Here is a 22,978-nt window from a genome sequence, read left to right as displayed (position 1 = left end):
TAATCATGCCGATGGCTCTACCAGGCTACACAAGTCCCGACTGCGCCAGCGCCTCCTTAACATGCTCAGGGGTATCAGGCGCGGCCGCACGAAACAGCTGATAAAAATTCGCGGTGGTTTGCATCGCGACTTCATCAACGCTGATGCCCCGCTCTTGAGCAATGCACTCGGCGACGGCCACTACCCAGGCTGGCTGATTGGGCTTGCCACGATGCGGCACTGGTGCCAAATAGGGGCTATCGGTCTCAATCAGCAAGCGATCCAACGGCAGCTGGCGGGCCAGCTCTCGCAGCGCCGCTGCACTGGCAAAAGTAATAATACCCGAGAGAGATATATAAAAGCCCAACCGCACCGCTTCACGCGCCATCGCCAAGTCCTCAGTAAAGCAGTGTAATACACCGCCCACTTGAGGATCGCTATATTCGCGCAGCAGGGCCAGGGTTTCCTCTTTAGCTTCTCGCGTGTGAATAATCACCGGCAGGGCGAGCTCCCGTGCGGCAATCAAATGACGCTTGAAGCGCTCATGCTGGATTTCAACCGGAACGCTATCGCGATAGTGATAATCCAGGCCCGTTTCGCCGATGGCTACCGCGCCGTACTGCTCAGCGGCGTCTTTAATATCCTCAACGCTGGGCTCTCTTTCAGACGTATGCAGCGGATGCAGGCCAGCGGAAATCGCCACATCCTGATGATCACGCGCTATTGCCGCTAGCGCTGGCATATCATCTAAGTTGACCGCAACGGCCAGGAATTGACTAACGTGGGCAGCGCGCGCAGCCGCCAAGGTGGCGGCGAGATCGCCTCCATGGGTCTGGTCGGATAAACGGTCTAGATGACAGTGGGAATCGACAAACATGCGGATCTCTACAGCGAATGAAAAGAAGCTTAACAGTGTATTCAGAGCGTGAACGATGGCCCAGCGCTATCTAACTGGCCGGCAAGCAGCGTTTCAATCCGCTCACGCACGGATGAGTCTTGCGGGCTAAAGTGCACGCCAATACCAGCAATACGTTGCCCGCTAACGCCTTCGGGCGACACCCATGCAACCTGCCCCGTCACTGAGCGACGCTGGCTTTCGCCCGGCAACGTGAGTAATAAAAAAACCTGCTGGCCCATCGCATAAGGCGTTAGCGTGGGAATAAAGATGCCGCCGCGATTCAGAAAAGGCATGTAGGCAGAGAGCAGCGTTGGCACATCGGGGACGTTGAGTGATAGCGCTTTCTGAGCTGTCATAGCGACCTCGTTGCAGTGGCGAGATAAGAACATTAACGCGGCTATGAGCGTAGCAGCGCCGCCCAGCGTACCAGCCACGCTTCTAGCACCAGCTGGGGATTGGGGTTGGCCCCCACCGACAATAGCCGCCGCTGCTCGCGTGCATAATCCAACAAGCGAAACCAGTCTTGCACGCGACCATTTTTAACCGCTTGCCGATAAAGAGGCTCAAGATCAGGGTTATGCAGCACCGCCGCATCGCCGGATAAACCCAGGCGAATCAAGTCCTCAAGCCAGGCAATACCGTACCACAAGATGGCATCAATCGCCTGGCGATCCAAACGCGCGGCTTCTGAAACCGGCTCGGCGCCGCGCACTAGCTGTTCAAAACTGTCGTGGATTTTATGACGCAGGGCGCGCTCTTCCGGCGCGGCCAACTCAACGGCAAGCAGCGGCAGACCGCCCGCTACCTGCCACCAAAAATAGGCTTCATCAGCGCTGTTAAGCTGTTCAATTAGCCAGCCACGGCAGGCCTCAAAGGCAACGGTAGGTAGCGACCACTGCTGGCAACGAGAGCGGATGGTAGGCAGCATGCGCGAAGGCACGTCTGACAGCAGGATAAACAGCGTCTTCTCACCGGGTTCTTCAAGGCTTTTAAGCAGCGCATTGGCGGCAGCAATGTTCATTGCCTCCGCGGGAGAAATAACGATGACCCGGTAGCCACCCTGCTGAGCTGTTTGCGAGACAAAGCGGTTAACCTCGCGAATGGGATCAATCCTAATCTGGCGTTTGCCCTCTTCCGGCGAGACGCGCAGCAGGTCCGGATGATACCCGGATGCCAGCATGGAACAGCTATGGCAGTGCCCACAGGCAAGATCTGCAGGGCCTGCACATAGCGTTCGGGCGATCAACGCTTCGGCAAGCTGCTGCTTGCCAACGCCATGGGCACCGTTAATGAGAAGCGCATGGGGCATTCGCCCCCCGTCAGCCAAGCGGATTAACTGCTGCCAGGTGGCTTGATGCCACGGCATAACGCCGGTTAATACCATTCAGCAACCCGCGCCATCAGCGCCTGACGAATTTGTGCCTGAACGCCTTCTAGCGCGTGCTGGGCATTAATCACGGCAAAACGCTCGGGCGCCTGCTCGGCACGCGCTAAGTAGGCGCCCCGCACGGCCTGAAAAAAATTGGCGTGTTCTTGTTCAAAACGATCCCGCTTCTCTGAGCGGTCACGCAAACGTGACTCTAGGCGCTGCTTCGCAGCTGCCTCAGGCATATCGAGCAGCAGCGTTAAATCGGGCGCCAGCCCCTGCTGAACAAACGCTTCCAATACGGCGATGCGCGCTACGGGGATGCCACGACCACCGCCCTGGTAAGCGAAGGTAGCATCGGTAAAACGGTCGCACACCACCCAGGCGCCTCGCGCCAGCGCAGGAAGGATTTTTTCCGCCAGATGCTGTGCCCGCGCAGCAAACATCAACAGCAGCTCAGCGTCGACATGCAGCGGCTCTTGGGGGGCGGGGTCCAGCAGCAGTGCGCGAATGGCTTCGGCCCGCTCGGTGCCACCCGGCTCGCGGGTACGCACCACCTCCAGGCCCTGGGCTTCCAAACACTCGGCGACGAAGCCTACATTAGTGGATTTTCCCACGCCCTCACCGCCTTCCAGCGTAATGAAGCGTCCACGCTTGGTCATCGTGCTTCCTTACTGTGGTGATAAATCGTTAGTGACCGATCGTTAGCGAAAGATCCCGGCGATTATCGATTACGAATATAGCGATTGACGGCATTATTATGCTCACGCAGCGTACGCGAGAACTGGTGAGTGCCATCTCCACGGGAAACGAAGTAAAGCGTTTCACCCGGCAATGGATTCACCGCGGCCTCTAACGACGCGCGCCCCGGCATGGCAATAGGCGTGGGCGGCATGCCGTCAATCATATAGGTATTGTAAGGCGTTGCTTCACGCAGATCGGCGCGGGTGATTCGCCCGTCATAGCGCTCGCCCATACCGTAAATAACCGTTGGATCTGTTTGCAAGCGCATGCCTTGCTCCATGCGTCGCTTAAACACACCGGCAATCTCATTGCGTTCCTGTGGCGCACCGGTCTCACGCTCAATTAACGAGGCCATGATAAGCGCTTCGTAAGAGGACTCAATGGTTAAGTCATCGCCACGCTCTTCCCAAACGTCGTCAAGAATACGCTCCATGCGCGCCAATGATTGGCGCAAAACATCCACATCGCTCATACCCAGATGATAGCGATAGGTATCCGGGAAAAACCAGCCTTCCGGGAATACGTCTTCACGATCAAGCAGCGTCATGACCTCGGCATCGCTCATATCTGCCGTACGGTGTGCAAGTTTCGGCGCCGCATTCAGCAGCTCGCGCATTTGTCGAAACGACCACCCCTCAGGAATAGTCAGCGAGTAGGTCACAACGTTGTCACTACCCAACAGCGCCATCATTTCCAGCCCGCTCATTTCAGGCAATAGCTGGTACTCGCCGGTACGTAAACGCGGCACACGCTCAGGCTCGACCTTTGCTAACAGCTGAAATGCCCAGGCATCGTCCACCACGCCTTGCGCTTCTAATTGCCCAACCACCTGATTGAATCCGGCACCGGAAGGCACCTGATAGAGCATTGGCGCATCCAGAGCGAGCGGTGCATTTAACCGACTTTGCCAATAAAAATAGCCGCCCACAACGCTTGCAGCCCCAACGACCACTACTACTAACAAAGCGGTAAATAACCGTTTCACCATGACACCTCGTTGAAAATTGCGGGGCGATACCTAATAAGATTCTGGCGCATAGCCTAATAACTGGTGCGCCAAACGCTGCAGAGAATCCGTTTTTCGTGCAGGCCAGCGCTGTAGCACCGAGCCGTCGGCTCCCAACAGCGTGGTAACGGGCCACATGCCCTGAACAGAGTTCGCTACCCAGCAGTGTTCTACCGCCGGCAATTGGCTAAGCCTCAGCGTCGCTTGCTTTACAGCCCCCCGGTCCATTAATGCGGCGCTCAGGGTGCCCGCGACACCGCACTGGTCAGTCATCGGTGTAAACACTTCTCCCGCCTGCTGCCAGAACACGTTCATGCTGGTGGCCTCCACGACAACATCGTCGCTATCGACGAGCAGGCCTTCAGCAATACCGGCATCACTCCACTCTTGACGAGCCAGCACGTTTTCTAAGCGGTTAAGATGCTTTATACCCGCCAGTCGCGGCTGATGGCTTAGGCGAAGGTCACAAAGCCGCACCGTGACCCCCAAACACCAGCGCTCAGGCGACGGCTGAAATGGTGCTCGTCGGCTGAGCAAGCGCGGCATGACGGTGTCGGGCTGGGCATAGCCACGGCCACCGCTGCCCCGAGTCAGGATGATTTTAAGCACTTCCAGTGCGGCGGTAGGCGCGCCCTGCCATGTTGCCTCAAGCGACGCCTGGCAAGGCACGCTAATACCCAGCCGCTGGCACCCTTGCCTCAGGCGCGCAGTGTGGTAATCCCACAGAACGGGCTTGCCCGCGCGCAACAGCACGGTTTCAAACACGCCATCACCGTACGCGAGCCCACGATCATCGAAGGGCACTTGGCCATCAAACGTGGGCTCATCAGTTGATAGCGGGGGCGGCATCATCGCTGACTAGACTTTCTTAAATAGCAGCGAGCCGTTAGTACCACCAAAGCCAAACGAGTTGGACAGCGTCATATCAATACGCATGTCACGGGCGGTATGCGGCACGTAATCGAGATTGCAGCCTTCCTGCGGGTTATCCAAATTAATCGTTGGCGGCGCCACCTGATCACGGATAGCCAGGATGCAAAATACCGCTTCTACCGCGCCAGCCGCACCCAGCAAATGCCCAATCATTGATTTGGTCGAGCTGACGGCCACACTATTAGCGGCATCACCCAAAACGCTTTCAATAGCACGACTCTCGGCTAAATCTCCGGCGGCCGTCGACGTTCCATGTGCGTTAATATAATGCAGCTTGGACACATCTATTTGGGCATCTTTGATCGCATTACGCATAGAGAGCGCCGCGCCGCGACCATCTTCGGGTGGCGAGGTCATGTGGTACGCATCGTCACTCATGCCGAATCCAACCAGCTCAGCATACATATGCGCGCCACGGGCTTTGGCATGTTCATACTCTTCAAGTACCAGTACACCGGCACCGTCAGACAGTACAAAGCCATCACGATCCTTATCCCACGGGCGACTGGCCGATTCAGGATCATCGTTACGCGTGGAAAGCGCGCGCGCCGCCGAAAAGCCACCCAATCCTAGCGGCGTAGTGGCCATTTCGGCACCACCACAAACCATGACATCCGCATCACCATAGGCAATCGTACGCGCGCTGTAGCCAATATTATGCGTGCCTGACGTACAGGCCGTCGTAATCGCAATATTGGGGCCTCTAAAACCATGCTGAATCGCCATGTTGCCGGAAATCATATTGATGATAGAGCCTGGCACAAAGAACGGTGACACCTTGCGAGCGCCGCCTTTATTCAGCGCGTTGTGGTTATGCTCAATCATTGGCAAACCACCAATGCCTGAGCCAATAGCCACACCGATGCGATCGGCATTTTCTTCGCTGCACTCGATACCCGAGTCTTCAACCGCCTGAGCCCCCGCTGCCATGCCGTATTGGATAAATAGATCCATTTTGCGGGCGTCTTTAGGGTTCAGGTACGGACTAATATCAAAGTTTTTAATAGAACCACTAAAGCGCGTGTTAAACCCGCTGGGGTCGAAATGTTCAATCGGTGTAATGCCACTTTTGCCCGCAACAATGTTAGCCCACGACTCATCAACACTATTACCCACCGGAGTCACCAGGCCTAGCCCAGTTACCACTACCCTTTTCCGTGCCATCTGCTTTCCTCCAGGCATCCATGGTGACGCAACCCACTTGGGTCATTTGCTGCTTAAATTTGGTCAGTAGTATAACGGACTTTGAACGTTATAAGCATTGTTGCAGCAATGCAAAAAAGCCGCCCTGCGAAAGGACGGCTTTTAAGGCGGGTGCTAGCACCCCACCCAGGTTCGATGCATCGATACAGCCCTTACTGGTGGGCGTTCACGTAATCGATGGCTTCTTGAACCGTGGTGATCTTTTCAGCTTCTTCATCAGGAATTTCAGTATCAAATTCCTCTTCCAAAGCCATTACCAGCTCAACGGTGTCGAGCGAGTCAGCACCCAAGTCTTCAGTGAAAGAAGAACTGTTTTGGATGTCTTCTTCTTTAACGTTCAGGCGCTCTGCTACAACTTTTTTCACGCGCTCTTCAATAGTACTCATTAACGTACTCCAGTCGTTCACATTAGCCGTTTTTGATAACCAGCTATTTGGAAACCGCAAGCCAAAAGCTGCGGGGTAGTTTATAGACGCCCTTGGATAGACGCAACCGCCAAGCCCAAGGCCATCAACGCATATTCATGCCGCCGTTAACGTGAAGCGTCTCACCGGTGATATAACCGGCTGCTTCACTGGTCAAAAAACCCACCGCTGCGGCGATCTCTTCCGGTGCGCCTAAACGAGCCAACGGAATTTGCTTAAGCAGCATTTCATGCTGCGCCTCAGGTAGTGCTCCGGTCATATCAGTGGCGATAAACCCAGGCGCCACTGCGTTGACCGTAATGGCGCGCGAGGAAACCTCACGTGCCAAAGCGCGACTAAAGCCCTCCATTCCTGCTTTAGCGGCCGCATAGTTAGTTTGGCCCAGGTTGCCCATGGTTGCCACTACAGAACTAATCGACACGATACGCCCAAAACGCGCCTTGGTCATGCCACGCAAGCAAGCTTTGCTCACACGGTAGACAGATTTCAAGTTGGTATCCATGACGGAGTCCCACTCGTCCTCTTTCATGCGCATCAGCAAATTGTCGCGCGTGATACCCGCATTGTTAACCAAGATAGTCGGTGCACCAAAGCGCGCAGTGATGGTTTTCAACACGTCATCAATGCTGGCCTGATCAGTCACATTCAAGCATAGGCCGGCACCTTCGATACCATTCTGCTTGAGATCAGCATCAATTTTTTCAGCACCGGACTCACTCGTTGCCGTGCCAATCACAATGCGCCCCTGGCGACCTAGCTCGCGGGCAATTGCTTGCCCAATCCCACGACTCGCGCCAGTCACCAGTGCCACTCTACGTTCTTGCGTCATAACGTTCTGCCTTCAACCGTGTCAACACGTTAGGATAGCGATCAAAACAGCCTGCGGTCACGCCTTGCCAATCAACGTCTCACGCGCCAGCGCTAGCGCCGAGTTCAGGCTGTCAGGATCATTCACTGCCAGCCCCTTACTACCCTTCACGATACGCTTATTAAGACCAGTCAACACCTTTCCTGGCCCGCACTCAATAAATATCTCAACGCCCTGACCCGCCATCACTTCAACGCAAGCACTCCAGCGCACCGGCTGATACAGCTGCTCAATAAGGCGCGTACGCAGTGTAGCAATATCGGCATGGGCCTGGGCGTCAACATTCTGGATCACTTTATAGCGTGGCGCGCGCAGTTCAATAGCCTGCATCGCCGCATCCAGCCGCTCAGCAGCAGGCCGCATCAGTGCACAGTGTGAAGGCACCGAAACCGGCAGCGCCATAGCGCGCTTAGCGCCCGCCTCTTGGCAGGCCACCATTGCCCGCTCAACGGCCGCTTTAGCGCCGGCAATAACCACTTGCCCCGGAGAGTTATAATTGACAGCAGAAACAACTTCACCCTGAGCCGCTTTCTCACAAGCGGTCTCGACAGCATCATCTGCCAGGCCAAGGATAGCCGCCATGCCGCCTTCCCCTGCGGGCACTGCCTCCTGCATAGCATCACCGCGCAGACGTACTAAATTGACGCCTTCGGCAAAGCTCATGACGCCAGCACACACCATCGCGCTGTATTCGCCCAAGCTATGGCCAGCCATCACACTCGGGCGCGGCCCTTCTAACTCCTGCCAGACGCGCCAAATAGCGACGCTTGCAGAGAGCAGTGCAGGCTGGGTGCATGCAGTTGCATTAAGCGATGCTTCAGGACCTTCTTGGACGACTTTCCACAAGTCATAGCCCAAAGCATCTGATGCTTCCTCAAATGTCGTTCCCACTACACTATAGCGCTCGGCCAGCTCTCGCAGCATTCCCAGCTGCTGAGAGCCTTGCCCGGGAAAAATGAGGGCAAGGGGTTGAGACATGTCGTTCACCTTTGCTCTTGTAGGCATTTGCTCATATGAGCGATCGGCGGGTCTATTGGCACATCCTGATGCCGCCTATAACCCGCAAAAAATTCTTACTACTTATTATCTACTCATGGCTAGCGAGCGCCATCGCTTTCAAAAGATGACGCCTGCCAGCGGCCTGCGATCCTCGCAGGTAAATTGTGCTCTACTTCCTTTAGCGCCCGCTGAATAGCGTAGTAGAAACCATCGGCATGCGTACTGCCGTGACTTTTTACCACAATCCCACGCAACCCTAACAAACTAGCCCCATTATAACGCACGGGATCAAGCTCACGCTTCAACCGCTTTAACACAGGCTTGGCCAGCAGGCTTGCCAAACGACCGCTCAGACGCGACTCAAAGGCCATCTGTACGCGCTCGACCAGCATACTTGTCAAACCTTCGCTTGCCTTAAGAACGGCATTACCCACAAAGCCATCGCACACCACCACGTCAAACTGGCCCTTAAACAGATCGCCACCTTCGGCATAGCCTTCGTAGGTAAAGGCATCATCGTTAGCATACTCGCGCAGCAGACGATCGGCCTCCCGCACGCTTGCGCTTCCTTTGGTAGCTTCTGAACCAACGTTGAGCAGCGCTACTCGAGGCATCGGCGTACCATCGACACATTGCGCCATCGCCGCACCCATGCGTGCAAAATCGACCAGTCGACTAGCGGGCGAATCAACGTTAGCACCTAAATCAAGCAAATAGCAGCGACGCCCAGCGCGGGCCGGAATGGCCGTACTGATCGCTGGGCGAGAAATACCCTTGATCATTCCCAGCTCTCGCCTTGCAAGCGCCACCAGCGCGGCCGTATTGCCCGCACTGACGCCCGCCACCGCTTCGCCCTTAGCAACGCTGCGCAGCATATGCGCCATGCTACTCGAACGACCTTTGCGTAACGCCCAGGCAGCGGTCGAAGATGACAAAATGCTATCGGGAGCATCACAGGCCACCAAACGCGACGCTGCCGCAGCCAAAGGCTGCGGCAAGCGCGAAAGCTCAGCAAGAATCTGCTGACGCGGGCCAAACAAAATCAGCTCTAGGCTTGGGTTTTCCACCACAGCCCTGGCAGAGCCAGCGATAACTGCAAGAGGGCCTTGGTCACCCCCCATTACATCAATCGCTAGACGCATACCGCACCGAATCCGTTTAGCCGCTTAACAGTGCCGTTGAGACCTATACCTCAACAACCTTACGACCACGGTAGAAGCCATCTGAGGCAACGTGGTGACGCAGGTGAGTCGTACCGGTTTCTTTGTCCTGAGACAGAGTCGGGCCGGTAAGTGCATCGTGGCTACGACGCATGCCGCGCTTGGAACGAGTTTTACGATTCTGCTGAACTGCCATGGGTGTTTACTCCAAGGTATTTAAGGTAAAGGGTGCTTATTTTTTGCCTTTCAAGACATTCAGCACCGCGAAAGGGTTCGTCGCTGGCGTTACTTCTGTCGCCGCGCCTTCTGTTTTGCTGACCAGCTGCTCCGCCGAGACATGACATTCGGCTTCATCATGATAGACCACCTGAGGCAGGCTAAGGATCAATTCATCCTCAACCACGGTCAGAAGATCCAGCTGTTCCTTTTCCACCAGCACCGGTTCATGACTCGCAGGCAGCTCGGCCGCTAAGGCTTCATCAGTGATCATTCCAAGCAGAAAGTCACTGTCCACCTGTTGAGGCAGCGGCACCAGGCAGCGTCGGCAGGCAAGCGCCAACGTCGCTTGCAAGTGGCCACGAATTTCACGACGGCCTTGAGCATCGACGCCAAACTCAAGCACGACATGACAGTCGCCAGTTTGGATACCCGCTTCATCGGCAAGACGTGGCAGCTTATCAAGCGCTACCAAGCCTTCTATTCGTTCGTGGCGGGCTGCAAGCTTATAAGGCTCAACCCGGCTGGGGAGTTGTGAGGTCAACATAGGCGCGCAATGATAGGCACTCCCCCTGCTGGTGTCAAAGCCGTCTACACAATTCTTCATCGCTTCCTCAACAAATAATTCAAATAAGGCTCAATAAGCAGTCCATCTGGGACTCAATCCAGCAGCGTATAGGCACCTTTAGCTGCTTTCGCTACACTCTATCGCTTAGGCGCTCTACTACTTAATTAGGCTGCATCAACACAATCACAGCCTACAATCAGTGAGCACCATCATGCTGCCAGGAGCCTTTATGACCTCATCAATGACCGAGCCATCAACCATCGAGCTGGTGCTGGCGTCCAGCTCACGCTGGCGACGCGAGCTGCTTGACCGCCTGCAGCTTCCTTACCAATGCTACTCGCCGGACATTGATGAGACGCCGCATAGCGGCGAAACACCGCATGCGTTAGTGCATCGCCTCGCGCTTAGCAAAGCCAATGCTGTCGCAACGCGCTTTCCACGCCACTGCATTATCGGCTCCGATCAAGTCGCGGTATTTGAAGGCGACATTCTCGGCAAGCCGCATACGTCCGAAAAAGCATGCGCTAATCTTGCCCGCTTTTCTGGCCAGCGCGTCACTTTTCTCACCGGGCTTGCGCTGTTAGATACACGCCATCAGCGCCATCACGTGCACGTGGAGCCTTTCGAGGTGGTTTTTCGCACACTGACCACACAAGAAATCGAGAACTACGTCACCAAAGAGCAGCCGCTAGACAGCGCTGGCAGTTTTCGAATGGAAGGACTAGGCATTGCGCTGTTTGAAAAACTTGAGGGTCGCGACCCCAACGCACTGATTGGGCTACCGCTGATTGCACTGTGCGACATGCTACGCCAAGCGGGCCTAGACCCGCTTGGCGCTTCATAACAGGCAGCCGCCGCACCCAATACAGGTATCACTATACAGGCGAGCTCAAACTAAAAGCGCAGCGGGGTGTTAGGGGCACGAACGCCCAACACCTCAGCGGCCACTTGAGCGAAGCGTCGCGTCAGGCGCTCAAATGGATCAATACTCGGCGTGTAGTCAATCCAGTTCGTCTCGCCAACCTGTTCGCGCGCCACCTGCTCAAGGCTACCCAGCTGATCGACCAAGCCCAGCTCGATACTCTGCTCGCCGCTCCAAATCAGGCCAGAGAAAATATCCGGGCTGTCGCTGAGCCGATCGCCCCTTCCAGCACGCACATCGTCAATAAACTGCTGATGAGTCTGGCTAAGTACGCCCTGCCAAAACGTCTCGGCGTCGTCATCTAGCGGCTGAAAAGGATCTAAGAAGGCCTTGTTCTCGCCCGCGGTCAGCACGCGACGCTCAACGCCGATTCGGGCTATTGCCTCTTCAAAGCCAAACCCCGCATAGATAACGCCGATAGAGCCGACCAGGCTCACAGGCGATGCGACAATGTCGTCAGCCGCCGCGGCAATGTAATAGGCACCGCTGGCACCGATATCTTCAATAACCGCGATAATCGGCTTATCGCCCTGCTCTCGTAGACGCATGATCTCCGCATAGATGCGCTGCGACTGCACCGGACTACCGCCAGGACTATTAATATGCAGCACCACGGCGGCTGCGCTTTCCGCCTCCCATGCGCGATTAAGCCCCTGAATAATGCGCTCAGCATTGGCAGGAGAATCACTGGCGATCACGCCATTAACCTCCACAATACCTAAATGGCGCTGGGTAGGCCCTGCGGAGCTTGAACTGTTCCAAAACAGTCCATAAAGCGTGGCAAATAGCACTACCAACACCACCGCGAGCATCATCAAACGGAAAAATAACTTCCAGCGTCGGGTGCGGCGCTGCTCGGTTAAAACACCGCCGACCCAACGATCCATCATATCCACCTGCGCCAGGCGCTGACGCTCACGCAACGTTTCAGCGTCGTCTCCGGGGGCACCCGCCAGTGGGTCTACGTTTTCTGATGAAACCTCGGCACCGTCTGTCCAGCGATCGTCACTCATAAAATATCCTTATATAGACGCAGGCTACTCGCCATGCAATCGCTCAAAAAGCTCATCGACACTATGCGCCAGCCACTGAGGACGACTCAGCGAGAGGCGCTCTGGCGTATGCACACCATAGGTTACCCCGATACGATCCATGCCGATCGCTCGCGCCATTTCCAAGTCATACTCGGTATCGCCGACCATCACCGCCCGCTCAACCGGAATCGACAGCTCTGCCAGCAGCTCGGAAAGCATTTGCGGATGGGGCTTTGAGCGGGTCTCATCCGCCGTACGACTGGCTTGAAACCACGCACCGCTACCCGTCTCAGCAAAAATACGGTCAAGGCCACGGCGACTTTTACCTGTCGCTACTGCCAAGCGCTGCCCCTCGCGTTCGCGCAGACGAGCGATGTGCGCTTCTACGCCGGCAAAAAACATCATTGGCGTTGCGTCAGCATGCACAAAATGGTGCGAATAGCGCTCGCGAAGGCGCTCTGCCTGGGCGGGTAAAATACCGGGGCAAAGCTTAGCAATCGCTTCAGGCAGGCCTAGGCCAATAATATCTTCAACCTCAGGCGCCGAAAGCGCGCCCCACTCGGCTTCTAAAGCAGCAGCCTGCATGCACGATACAATACGCGGCACCGAGTCCATCAGCGTGCCGTCCCAGTCAAATATCATCAGCTCGTACTGCATTGCAGCTCCTTAATTAGCAGGCAAATGAGTCAAGGGCCGCTTATCGACGGGCGCGCTTAAGCGCTTCTTCCAGAGCCTCTGGCAGCGGCGCTTTAACCGTTACCGGGCGGCCATTCGTGGGTTCAGGAAAGGTCAGCGCGCGGGCATGCAAGAAAAGCCGTCCCAGCCCTAGCTGCTTAGTCAGAAAGCCACTTTCACGAGTGGCGTATTTATCGTCCCCCAGCAGCGCGTGGCCTGCATGGGCGGCGTGAACGCGAATTTGATGCGTGCGCCCCGTCACCGGCTCAGCTTCGATGAGGGTGACTTTCTCAAACGCTTCGACCACCGAAAAATGCGTGCGCGAGACCTTCCCGTTAGGGTCGACCCTAACCCGCCGCTCGCCATTGCCTGCATCAAAGCGATCCAAGCGAGCGCTTTCATAGGTTTTACGCGCAGGCCAGCGTCCGCTCACCAGGGCTAAGTAGCGCTTATCCATACCGTGCTTTTTTAATGACTCGTTGAGCGTCACTAGCGCATCGCGGGATTTAGCAAGCAGCAAGCAGCCTGACGTATCGCGATCAAGCCGGTGAACCAGCTCCAAGAAACTCAAATCATCACGCACTTGGCGCAGCGCTTCGATCAAGCCAATCTTAACGCCGCTGCCACCATGCACGGCAAGCCCCGAAGGCTTGTTGAGCACCATCCAATCGGGGCCCTCCATAATGACGCTGCCGACTAGCAGATCACGCAGGTTATCACTGACCTCTTTAACCGCTTCACGCGGTGCCAAACGCAGCGGCGGCACGCGAACCAAATCTCCCGCCTGCAACCGGTAATCCACCTTAACGCGCTTTTTATTAACGCGAACTTCTCCCTTGCGCACGATTCGATAGATAAGCGCGCGCGGCGCTCCCTTCAAACGCGTCATGAGAAAATTATCAATTCGCTGCCCTGCTTGTTCCGGGGCAATATCCACCCACTGTACTTCACGCCCTTCGGACATTACTTGCTTACTCCTGCTGTTACTCGATGACGTCAGGCTAAAAACGGCATTCTAGCGTAGACCCAAGAGCATTGCGTCAATTGCTGGTCGTTGTCTTTACTGTTATATTCAAAAATGCTCACCAGCCTAGCGCAGAAAGCTTCCTTATCTAGCGCTATCACTAGCTGATCAATAGCTAATTGGCAAAATTGCTTAGCAAAATGTATCAACGCTGAGTTTGGTTAATGCGCCTGCCCGACAAACACGCAGGCCTGAGCACGAAAAGCGGCACCAGTGTACGCATTGTCCGTTTTTCCGGCATCGAAATCTGATCTAAAAATGCAGCAAATCTGCCGCCCGTTTTTTGTCGGCAGATGTACGTAAGCCCAGCCATTAACGGCGGGTTAGAAACTTAAAAACGCCACGTGCTGAGCAACCCCTCCTTTTTCGTCACAAGGTGCCGGCTGACTCAGGACGACAAGTTCAACGCTGTGCCGGTGGTCGGCGTTGGTGAATTGATGAATGCCAGGTGTTGGCGGTGTCAGCAGGGCCGGATGGACGTGACAGCCACCGGAATATGTCCTGCCTCCGCCACGTACTCAACGCCCTATTGGCCGGGTCGGCGATGACGCCTTCCCGGTTTTACGCGTCAGCATAGCTATGCGCCGAGCACAAGCACGCAGCAACCAGCGATTCACCTACGCCACGCCTTAGGTAGTTCGCCGGCACGTAACGCTATGCGAGATAACATGAAACGGATGCTTATTAATGCGACCCAGCCTGAAGAGCTGCGTGTCGCCTTGGTTGATGGACAACGCCTGTACGATTTAGATATCGAATCCGGCGCTCGAGAACAGAAAAAAGCCAATATCTATCGCGGTAAAATTACCCGTGTAGAACCTTCACTAGAAGCCGCCTTTGTCGATTACGGCGCTGACCGTCACGGCTTTTTGCCGCTTAAAGAGATCTCTCGCGAATACTTCGTTAAAGACGTTTCCGGGCGTCCGAGCATTAAAGAAGTGCTCAGAGAAGGCCAAGAGGTCATTGTTCAGGTCGACAAAGAAGAGCGTGGCAACAAAGGTGCCGCGCTGACCACCTTTGTCAGTTTGGCAGGCCGGTTTTTAGTGTTAATGCCGAACAACCCTCGCGCTGGCGGCATCTCGCGCCGCATTGAAGGCGACGAACGCAGCCAGCTCAAAGATGCCATGGGCCAGCTGACCGTGCCTGACAAAATGGGGCTGATCGTGCGCACCGCAGGCATTGGCCGCAACCCAGAAGAACTGCAGTGGGATCTGGACTACCTAGTTCAAGTATGGGAATCCATCACCACTGAAGCGGCTAAGCGCCCTGCTCCGTTCCTGATCTACCGTGAATCTAATGTCATCATCCGCGCCATGCGCGACTATCTGCGCCAGGACATCGGCGAAGTATTGATCGATAGCCCAGAGGTTCATGCCGAAGCGCTGGGCTTTATCCGCCAGGTTATGCCCTCTTATCAGCAAAAAATTAAACTCTACTCTGATGAAGTCGCACTGTTCTCGCGCTTCCAGATCGAATCGCAAATCGAGACAGCCTATCAACGCGAAGTAAAGCTGCCGTCTGGTGGTTCGATTGTTATCGATCACACCGAGGCCCTGGTCTCCATCGATATCAACTCTGCCCGCGCCACCCGCGGCAGCGACATCGAAGAAACCGCGCTACAGACCAACTCCGAAGCCGCCGATGAAATCGCTCGCCAGCTACGCCTGCGCGATATCGGTGGCTTGGTGGTTATCGACTTCATCGACATGGGGCCTGCGCGCAACCAGCGTGACGTTGAAAACCGCATGCGTGACGCGCTTAAGTTGGACCGTGCGCGAGTGCAAATCGGCCGCATCTCGCGCTTTGGCTTGATGGAAATGTCTCGTCAGCGCCTGCGCCCGTCGCTGGGTGAAACCAGCGGCGTGGTTTGCCCACGCTGTAATGGCCAGGGCACCATTCGCGACGTGCGCTCGCTCTCGCTTTCCATCATGCGCCTGATTGAAGAAGAGGCCATGAAAGAGAATAGCGCGCAGATTCGCGCCATTCTGCCGGTACCGGTCGCCACCTACTTACTCAACGAAAAACGCAGCGTGCTGGCAGATCTTGAATCTCGCCAGGGTGTGCGCGTGGTGCTGCTGCCTAATCCTGATATGGATACGCCGCATTACGATGTCCAGCGCCTGCGTGACGACCATATAGATGAAGACGACACACAAAGCCTTTCAAGCTTTGAACTGTCGACCGATACCGACGTAGGTAAAGAGCCTGCACCGAGCTTTGTACCCCCCGCTCAACGTGCTGAAGCTGCCGTTAAAAGCGTTACCCACAACGCACCGGCACCGGCGTCGCTACAAACTGAAGAAAAAGCGCCTGCGCCTGCTCCCACGCCTGCTGCGACCAAAGCAGCCGCAGCCCCTAGCGAGCAGCCTAGCGTTATTGGGCGCTTCATGCGCGGCTTTGCAAAGCTTCTGGGCAGCGACGATACGTCCGCTGAGCCAGCGCCTGCGCCGAAGGTTGAAACGCCAGCGCCACGTCGCTCAACCGAGCGCAGAAGCAGTCAGCGTAACAGCGAGTCACGTCAGCGCCCGGCACGCGGTGAGCGCAACGATAGCAATAACAGCAGAACCGAATCGCGCAGCGAAAGTCCTGCCAAAACTGAGCAAAAAGCCGAGCCGCGCAGCAGCAGCACGCCACGCCCGGTGAGCGATGATAATAGCGATAAACGCAGCGGCCCTAGCCGTACGCGCAATCGTCGTCGCCATCCTCAGCAAAACGAGAGCAACGCGCAAGACAGCGTCAATACCGCAAAAGACAGCCATAGCAATGATATCGCTAGCAAGCCCGCCGCACAGAAAGAGCCGCGGCGCGAAGCTGCTCGCGAAAATCAGCGCGAGGAAGCGGTTAAACAGCCGGCCAGTACTGACGTTCAGCCGAAAGCCAAGCAGGATGACGATAAGCCCAAGCGTACGCGTAACAACCCACGTAATCGTTCGCGCACCCAGGCCATTAATCCTCAGGCAGAAGCCGAGCAGCTAAAACTGCAGGCCGAGGCGCCCAGCGAAGCACTAGAGACCACGCCAACGCCAAGTGAAGCGTCTGCCGAGCAGCCCGTGGTCAGCGAAGCGATTGCCAGTGAAGTGCCTGTTAGTGAAGTGCCTGTTAATGAAACATCGGCGGCGGAATCGGCGGATAACGACAATGCTGCACTAGCAGACAACGTTGCCCTGCCCGAAGTCGCGCCGTCACAAGACGCTATCGACACTGACAACACGACGACGGCTGAACGCCCCGTGACGGAGAATGCCAAAGCGCGCAGATCAACGCACCAGCGTCGTCAGCCTAAAGCGGCCGTGACAGCGCCTGAAGCAGAAATCGCTGAGCAGCAAGAAGCCTTTGCTAAACCAAGCGAGTCGGTGACACCAGCCAGCAACGCGCCGGCAGCTGAGCCTTTCCAAGCGACCGAAGCTGAAGCGCCAACGGAGCAGCCAGACGTTCAGCAGGCCCCTGTAAATCAACAAGCGCCCTACGTTGACGAGCCGGTCGTGCCTGAAAACGTTGAAACGCCGCGTACTGTCGAGCCGACCATAAACGCTGATCAGAGTGAGCCAAGCAGCAATAGTCAGGCCGCTGCCTCCAGCGACGCTGAAAAATCGCTCCAGCAAGCAGCCGCTGCTAGTGTTTCTGAGCGTATCGCTGAGGCTCAACAGCCAACGCCTGCGGCTGAAGAGCAGCCTAGCGTTATAGCGCAAGGCACTGATCAGCAGGCTTCTGCGCAACCAGAACCTGAGAAGCAAGAATCTGAGAAACAAGAGCCTGAGAAACAAGAGCCTGAGAAACAGACTGACGAGAAGCTCAGCAGCGAGCATTCAGTCGTTGAGCCGCAGGCTGATCTCGCACCGACAGCGGATGCAGAGCCTCAGCCTGCCCTCCCGGTAGCTAGTGAAGCGCAAGCTGAAACAACGACTGCCGAAGAAGCACCTGCTGAAGACATGCCGAAGCCGCGTCGCCGCACTCGTGCGCACAACGATCCGCGCGAGAAGCGTAAACAGGCACAGCAAGACACGCTTCCAGAATAAATTGATGGCGTGTGGCAACAGCAAAATCCCCGCTTCGGCGGGGATTTTTTTGTTACAGATTTGCACTAGCTTTTGTAATAGCTTTTATATTGGCACCGATGCGTTTAGAGCCGATTTAAGGATTAATTAAACGCGGCTCTGGTGATAGTCGTACCCCAAAGCGTGCCTCCACCTGGGCAGCAATGTAGCTGGCTATTTTCATCAAGCCATGGCGATCGCCGCCACCAAAATGCACCAGCACCAGCGCCTGATGCTGATGGACACCAAAAGCACCGTCGCGCATCCCTTTTAAACCGCACTGGTCGATCAACCAGCCGGCCGCTAGCTTTGTCTGTCCTTTCATCTGGGGGAAATGCGGCATGGCAGGATACTGGCACAGCAGACGGGTCGCCTGCTCATCAGATATCAGAGGGTTTTTAAAAAAACTCCCTGCGTTGGCAAGCACCTGCGGGTCAGGCAATTTTTCACGCCTAATCGTGCACACCGCCTCAGCAACCTCAAGCGGCGTAGGCGCCGGCGATAATCGTGCAGCAAGATCACCATAGCCGAGCTGCAAAGCCGGCTTTCGTGATAAGCGCAGCACTACCTGAGTAATCACTACTTTATCGGCTAGCGCCCCTTTAAACACGCTGTCGCGATAGCCAAACTGGCACTCCTGCGCGCTTAACCAGTCAAGCTGGCCGGTGGCCAGCGCCATGATCTGCACCGATTCAAGCGTATCGGCGAGCTCTACACCGTAAGCACCAATATTCTGCACCGGCGCTGCCCCGCAGCTGCCGGGAATCAGCGCCAGGTTCTCGATTCCCCACAGCCCTCGCCGGGCAGTCGCCATTACTAAGGCATGCCAGTTTACACCCGCGCCTACATGCGCCAGCACATGGCCCTGCCGCTGGCTGAGCCAGCATTGATTAAGCGCGGGACGTATCACCAAACCCGGCAACTGCTCGGGCAACAGCACATTACTGCCGCCGCCTAACAGCGTGACTGGCCACTCCTCGCCGCTCGCTTTCGCTAGGGTATTACGCAGCGCAGACAAGGTGCCTGGGGCTGAAAAGCGCTCAGCCCGGCATGCTAGCGCCAGCGTATTGGCGGACGTGAGATCAACATTGTGAGTAATGTCCAACTCAGCCACTTTAAACATCTGGCTCGGCAAATAGCGCCCGTACTCGCTCCAAGTCTTCAGCGGTATCGACACCGGCGGGATTTACTTCGCAGGCTAAAGCCACCTGAATAACGTGACCGTGCTGTAGCGCACGCAGCTGCTCGAGCTGTTCAAGCTGCTCAAGGCTTGACGCTGGCCAATCGAGATACGCCTCTAGAAAACGCACACGATAAGCATAGATGCCGATATGACGCAGCCACTGATCGCTCGCGAGCAGTGTGGGCGGCTGTTTAAAATGCTCGCGATCCCAGGGAATCGGGGCACGGGAAAAGTACAGCGCTCTCCCCTGCAAAGTGCGCACCACCTTGACCACGTTGGGATTAAACAGCGACTCGACGTCGCTAATCGGCTCTGCCAGCGTTGCGATCGACGCTTCTTGGTCCTCAGCCAGACGCAAAGCCACCTGGTTGATCAAAGCGGGAGGAATCAACGGCTCGTCGCCCTGGACGTTAACCAGCAGCGCATCCGTCGGCAAGGCCAAAATGTCCGCCACCTCGGCCAAACGATCAGTGCCAGAAGGGTGATCATCGCGCGTCATGATGACCTCAGCGCCATAAGTCTGCATGGCATCGCGTATGCGCGTATCGTCGGTTGCAATCACCACCCGACTCGCATGGCTTTGACAAGCACGCCGCCAAACGTGCGCGACCATTGGCTCACCGGCAATCTCAAGCAGCGGCTTACCGGGTAACCGGGAAGAGCCATAGCGCGCGGGAACAACAGCGGTAAAATCAGGAAAGGTAACGTCAGGCACCGTAAAATCAGTAACAGCCATTAAGCGTCTCCAGTGCGTCCCGGCGACGTAGGCAGCTTTTCATCGGCATCCATTGCGCGGGCTTCTTCGGGCAGCATGACAGGGATGCCTTCTTGAATGGGATAGGCCAAGCCATCGTAGTGGCAGCGAAGCTCTTGCCCCTCACGATCATATTTTAGCTTACCGTTACACAACGGGCAGACCAGCATTGCCAGCAGTTCCTTATCCATGCGAACGTCTCCTTTAGGAAAGTGCCGACAGTCGCGCTGCCAGCCAGTGTTCAAATTCGGATGGAAGCGTCGCTTCCACGTCTAATATCCAGCTATTGGGCGGTGCCAGGGCATAACACTTTACGGCGTCTTTAGCCGTCATCACCACCGGCCGCGTTTCTGCAAAGCTTAGCGCGTCAGCATAAAAATGTTGATGATCCGCTAACGGGTGCCAGTCACCCTCAACACCAAGGGCCGATAACGTCTGAAAAAAGCGCTCGGGATGACCGATGCCCGCCACGGCATGCACCGGCAATGCAAACGGCAAAGGCGTTAACGGAAAGCGAGTGCCGTCTGCCAGGCGTCGCCAGCACACCGGCGCCAGCTGCATAGGAGTGACAGGCGCAACGGGCAGCGGCCGCTTTAAATCCCCATTGACGATCACCGCATCGACTCGCTGTAGCCGACTAGGCGATTCACGCAGCGGCCCGGCCGGCAGGCAGGCACCGTTGCCAAGGCCACGGGCGCCATCAACAACGAGCAGTTCGATATCTCTAGCCAATGCCAGGTGCTGTAACCCATCGTCACTGAGAACAATATCGCACCCCGCTGCTATCAGCGCCTGAACGCCCCGAACGCGATTGGGATCCGCCACCACCGGCAGCCCGGTTTGCTGGGCCAGCATAAGCGGCTCATCGCCACTTTCAGCCACCTTGGTACTGGCAGTTACCCGCAGCGGATAGTGCGATGCTTTTCCGCCATAGCCTCGCGTCACAATCCCTGGTGTGTAGCCCTGCCCCACCAGCCAGCTAGCAAGCCAGGCCACCAAGGGGGATTTACCCGTTCCGCCAAGGGTGATATTGCCGACCACTATGACCGGCACCGGCGCCTTCCAAGAGGCTTTGCTTCCGCGAAGGTATGCCTGCTCACGACGCGCCATACCCCGCTGGTATAGAGCCCCTAGCGGCTTAAGTAGCGCTAGCCAGCGGCTGCCTTGATAAGCGCCTTTCAGCCATCGTTCTGCTAGCGTTTTCGCAGGCAGCTTCATACCGCTTCTTGGAACTGTAGTTGATACAGCGCCGCGTAGGCGCCGCCCGCTTCAAGCAGTGCCTGATGGGAGCCTTCCTCGATGATACGCCCTTGATCCATCACCACAATTCGGTCGGCTCGCTCAATAGTCGAAAGCCGATGTGCAATGACCAGCGTGGTACGCCCCTCGCAAACACGCTCAAGGGCTTTTTGAATATAGCGCTCAGATTCAGTGTCCAGTGCAGACGTTGCTTCATCCAGCACTAGCAGCGGCGCATCCTTAAAGATCGCTCTGGCAATTGCCAAACGCTGACGCTGCCCACCCGACAGCATCACGCCATTTTCACCAACCGTGGTGGCATAGCCGTTGGGCAGTTTATCGATAAATTCATGCGCATAGGCAGCCTCGGCGGCGGCTTTAATCGCCTGCATATCAGGATTGGCCACGCCGTAGGCAATGTTATCGGCAATCGAGGCATTAAACAGCGTCACCTGCTGAGAGACCAGAGCAATCTGCTGACGCAGTGGCCCTAGCGCGTAGTCGTCAACATTAATGCCATCAATAGTAATCGCGCCCTGACTAGACCGATAAAAGCGCGGCAACAGGCTAACCAGCGTCGACTTTCCGCTTCCCGAGCGCCCGACGATGGCGACTAACTCTCCTGGTGCCAAGTGAAGGTTAATGTTATGTAGCACGTCAGGCTGGTCGTCGGCGTAGCGAAAACTGACGCTATCCATCACAACATCGCCTTTTAAACGACTGGCTATGTGCCTTCCAGTGTCCTGTTCAGGCGACATATTTAGCAATCCAAACAGCTCCGATGCCGCGGCCAACCCTTTCTGGATTTCACCATTAATCTCAGTCAGTTGGCGCACTGGCTTAATCATCAGCGCTGCCGCTGTAATAAACGCCACGAACTCACCGGGCGTCATGCTGGCCATTAGCGAGGGTGACATGGCAAGCCAAACCAGCAGCGCCATGGAGATGGCCACGAGCATCAAAATCACCGGTGAGCTAACGGCACGCGTCATGGCTTCCTTCATACTTTGACGGCGGTTCTCTTCGCTCACCCGCTCAAAGCGCTGCTTCTCATAAGCTTCAGCACCATGAGTACGTACGACGCGATAACCCGAAAGGGCTTCCGAGGCAATGTGGGTCACATCGCCCATAGAGTGTTGAATGCGTTTTGAAATACGTCTAAATCGCTTACTTACATAGCTAACCACCACGGCTATGATGGGCGTCACACCCAAAAAAAGCAGTGTTAGCATCCAGTTAGTCCAAAGCAGGTAGAGAATCAAACCAATCACGAAAAGACCTTCGCGAAGAATGATGGTCACTGCTTTGGTGGCTGCCCCGGCCACCTGCTCAACGTGATAGGTTACTCGCGACACCAGCTGGCCGCTCGAATGATGATCAAAAAACCAGCCGGGAAGATGAAGCAAATGCGCGAACACATCACAGCGCAGCGTGTGAATCACATAGCGCCCAACGTAGGACATGAAATAGGTACTGAGGAAGGTGCCGACCCCACGGGCGAAAAACATAATAATGACAAACAGTGGCAGAAATAGCCGAAAGGCTGCATCTGGGTTTTGAATGCCATCAATCAGGCGCTTCATCATTTCCGCCAATGCGGTACTTGATGCGGCATAAACCACAAACCCCACCAGCGCCAGCGCAAACGCCTGCCAATGTGGCTTAACGTAGCTCAACAACCGCTTATAGACATCCCAACTTGAATCGGTCACACGCGCTCCTGGCAATAGTGTGCAGTGCGCTGAATT

23 protein-coding genes are annotated in these 22,978 nt (G+C 56.0%); 2 read left to right on the top strand and 21 right to left on the bottom strand.

Going from position 1 to position 22,978, the window contains the following annotated elements:
* Positions 1–25: 25 nt before the first annotated feature.
* From KUO20_RS06545 to KUO20_RS06485, 13 genes are all read right to left on the bottom strand, one after another.
* Positions 26–856, bottom strand: coding sequence for a TatD family hydrolase (locus KUO20_RS06545; RefSeq protein ID WP_235042066.1), 831 nt, complete (start codon positions 854–856; stop codon positions 26–28).
* 41 nt (positions 857–897) lie between these two features.
* Positions 898–1,233, bottom strand: a complete 336-nt coding sequence (locus KUO20_RS06540) for a PilZ domain-containing protein (RefSeq protein ID WP_235042065.1) — start codon at positions 1,231–1,233, stop codon at positions 898–900.
* Between the two features lie 41 nt (positions 1,234–1,274).
* Entirely contained in the window at positions 1,275–2,261 is a 987-nt protein-coding gene (locus KUO20_RS06535; RefSeq protein ID WP_235042064.1) for a DNA polymerase III subunit delta', read from the bottom strand.
* Positions 2,252–2,905, bottom strand: coding sequence for a dTMP kinase (gene tmk, locus KUO20_RS06530; protein ID WP_235042063.1), 654 nt, complete (start codon positions 2,903–2,905; stop codon positions 2,252–2,254). The genes KUO20_RS06535 and tmk overlap by 10 nt, the downstream gene beginning before the upstream one ends.
* Before the next feature lie 62 nt (positions 2,906–2,967).
* Entirely contained in the window at positions 2,968–3,975 is a 1,008-nt protein-coding gene (gene mltG, locus KUO20_RS06525) for an endolytic transglycosylase MltG (protein ID WP_235042062.1), read from the bottom strand.
* Between the two features lie 30 nt (positions 3,976–4,005).
* Complete coding sequence (gene pabC / locus KUO20_RS06520; RefSeq protein WP_235042061.1) at positions 4,006–4,845, bottom strand: aminodeoxychorismate lyase; 840 nt, start codon at positions 4,843–4,845, stop codon at positions 4,006–4,008.
* Positions 4,846–4,851: 6 nt separating this feature from the next.
* Positions 4,852–6,090 carry a beta-ketoacyl-ACP synthase II gene (gene fabF / locus KUO20_RS06515; protein WP_235042060.1) on the bottom strand — a complete coding sequence of 413 codons (1,239 nt, stop codon included), beginning with the start codon at positions 6,088–6,090 and terminating at the stop codon, positions 4,852–4,854.
* Positions 6,091–6,281: 191 nt separating this feature from the next.
* Entirely contained in the window at positions 6,282–6,515 is a 234-nt protein-coding gene (gene acpP, locus KUO20_RS06510) for an acyl carrier protein (protein WP_008956801.1), read from the bottom strand.
* Between the two features lie 124 nt (positions 6,516–6,639).
* Positions 6,640–7,383 carry a 3-oxoacyl-ACP reductase FabG gene (fabG, locus tag KUO20_RS06505; protein ID WP_235042059.1) on the bottom strand — a complete coding sequence of 248 codons (744 nt, stop codon included), beginning with the start codon at positions 7,381–7,383 and terminating at the stop codon, positions 6,640–6,642.
* 57 nt (positions 7,384–7,440) lie between these two features.
* Entirely contained in the window at positions 7,441–8,400 is a 960-nt protein-coding gene (gene fabD, locus KUO20_RS06500) for an ACP S-malonyltransferase (protein ID WP_235042058.1), read from the bottom strand.
* A gap of 119 nt (positions 8,401–8,519) precedes the next feature.
* Positions 8,520–9,563 carry a phosphate acyltransferase PlsX gene (plsX, locus tag KUO20_RS06495; RefSeq protein ID WP_235042057.1) on the bottom strand — a complete coding sequence of 348 codons (1,044 nt, stop codon included), beginning with the start codon at positions 9,561–9,563 and terminating at the stop codon, positions 8,520–8,522.
* A 43-nt stretch (positions 9,564–9,606) separates the two neighbouring features.
* Positions 9,607–9,777, bottom strand: a complete 171-nt coding sequence (rpmF, locus tag KUO20_RS06490; protein ID WP_096280598.1) for a 50S ribosomal protein L32 — start codon at positions 9,775–9,777, stop codon at positions 9,607–9,609.
* A gap of 36 nt (positions 9,778–9,813) precedes the next feature.
* Positions 9,814–10,344, bottom strand: a complete 531-nt coding sequence (locus KUO20_RS06485; protein WP_235042056.1) for a YceD family protein — start codon at positions 10,342–10,344, stop codon at positions 9,814–9,816.
* Positions 10,345–10,594: 250 nt separating this feature from the next.
* On the opposite strand from KUO20_RS06485, the gene KUO20_RS06480 reads away from it, so the two are divergent.
* The gene (locus tag KUO20_RS06480) at positions 10,595–11,209 is read left to right on the top strand and encodes a Maf family protein (protein WP_235042055.1); all 615 of its coding nucleotides are present in this window, start codon (positions 10,595–10,597) and stop codon (positions 11,207–11,209) included.
* A 50-nt stretch (positions 11,210–11,259) separates the two neighbouring features.
* On the opposite strand, the gene sppA is transcribed toward KUO20_RS06480, so the two are convergent.
* Genes sppA through KUO20_RS06465 form a run of 3 tightly spaced genes read right to left on the bottom strand, consistent with a single transcriptional unit; the run spans position 11,260 to position 13,960 of the window.
* Positions 11,260–12,300, bottom strand: coding sequence for a signal peptide peptidase SppA (sppA, locus tag KUO20_RS06475; protein ID WP_235042054.1), 1,041 nt, complete (start codon positions 12,298–12,300; stop codon positions 11,260–11,262).
* Between the two features lie 24 nt (positions 12,301–12,324).
* Positions 12,325–12,978: an HAD family hydrolase gene (locus KUO20_RS06470; protein ID WP_235042053.1), complete on the bottom strand. Its 654-nt coding sequence runs from the start codon at positions 12,976–12,978 to the stop codon at positions 12,325–12,327.
* A gap of 40 nt (positions 12,979–13,018) precedes the next feature.
* Positions 13,019–13,960, bottom strand: coding sequence for an RluA family pseudouridine synthase (locus tag KUO20_RS06465; protein ID WP_235042052.1), 942 nt, complete (start codon positions 13,958–13,960; stop codon positions 13,019–13,021).
* Between the two features lie 728 nt (positions 13,961–14,688).
* Here KUO20_RS06465 and rne point away from each other — a divergent pair.
* Positions 14,689–18,036: a ribonuclease E gene (gene rne, locus KUO20_RS06460; RefSeq protein WP_235042051.1), complete on the top strand. Its 3,348-nt coding sequence runs from the start codon at positions 14,689–14,691 to the stop codon at positions 18,034–18,036.
* A gap of 115 nt (positions 18,037–18,151) precedes the next feature.
* On the opposite strand, the gene murB is transcribed toward rne, so the two are convergent.
* Genes murB through msbA form a run of 5 tightly spaced genes read right to left on the bottom strand, consistent with a single transcriptional unit; the run spans position 18,152 to position 22,942 of the window.
* Positions 18,152–19,177, bottom strand: a complete 1,026-nt coding sequence (murB, locus tag KUO20_RS06455; RefSeq protein ID WP_235042434.1) for a UDP-N-acetylmuramate dehydrogenase — start codon at positions 19,175–19,177, stop codon at positions 18,152–18,154.
* Positions 19,170–19,973, bottom strand: coding sequence for a 3-deoxy-manno-octulosonate cytidylyltransferase (gene kdsB, locus KUO20_RS06450; protein ID WP_235042050.1), 804 nt, complete (start codon positions 19,971–19,973; stop codon positions 19,170–19,172). Before kdsB ends, murB begins: the two co-directional genes overlap by 8 nt.
* Positions 19,973–20,182, bottom strand: a complete 210-nt coding sequence (locus tag KUO20_RS06445) for a Trm112 family protein (protein ID WP_096280618.1) — start codon at positions 20,180–20,182, stop codon at positions 19,973–19,975. Before KUO20_RS06445 ends, kdsB begins: the two co-directional genes overlap by 1 nt.
* Before the next feature lie 13 nt (positions 20,183–20,195).
* The gene (gene lpxK / locus KUO20_RS06440; RefSeq protein ID WP_235042049.1) at positions 20,196–21,209 is read right to left on the bottom strand and encodes a tetraacyldisaccharide 4'-kinase; all 1,014 of its coding nucleotides are present in this window, start codon (positions 21,207–21,209) and stop codon (positions 20,196–20,198) included.
* Positions 21,206–22,942 carry a lipid A export permease/ATP-binding protein MsbA gene (msbA, locus tag KUO20_RS06435; protein WP_235042048.1) on the bottom strand — a complete coding sequence of 579 codons (1,737 nt, stop codon included), beginning with the start codon at positions 22,940–22,942 and terminating at the stop codon, positions 21,206–21,208. The genes lpxK and msbA overlap by 4 nt, the downstream gene beginning before the upstream one ends.
* Positions 22,943–22,978: the final 36 nt, after the last annotated feature.

The organism is Vreelandella profundi, assembly GCF_019722725.1.
Classification (GTDB): domain Bacteria; phylum Pseudomonadota; class Gammaproteobacteria; order Pseudomonadales; family Halomonadaceae; genus Vreelandella; species Vreelandella profundi.
This window is presented reverse-complemented; position numbering and strand designations above follow the sequence as displayed.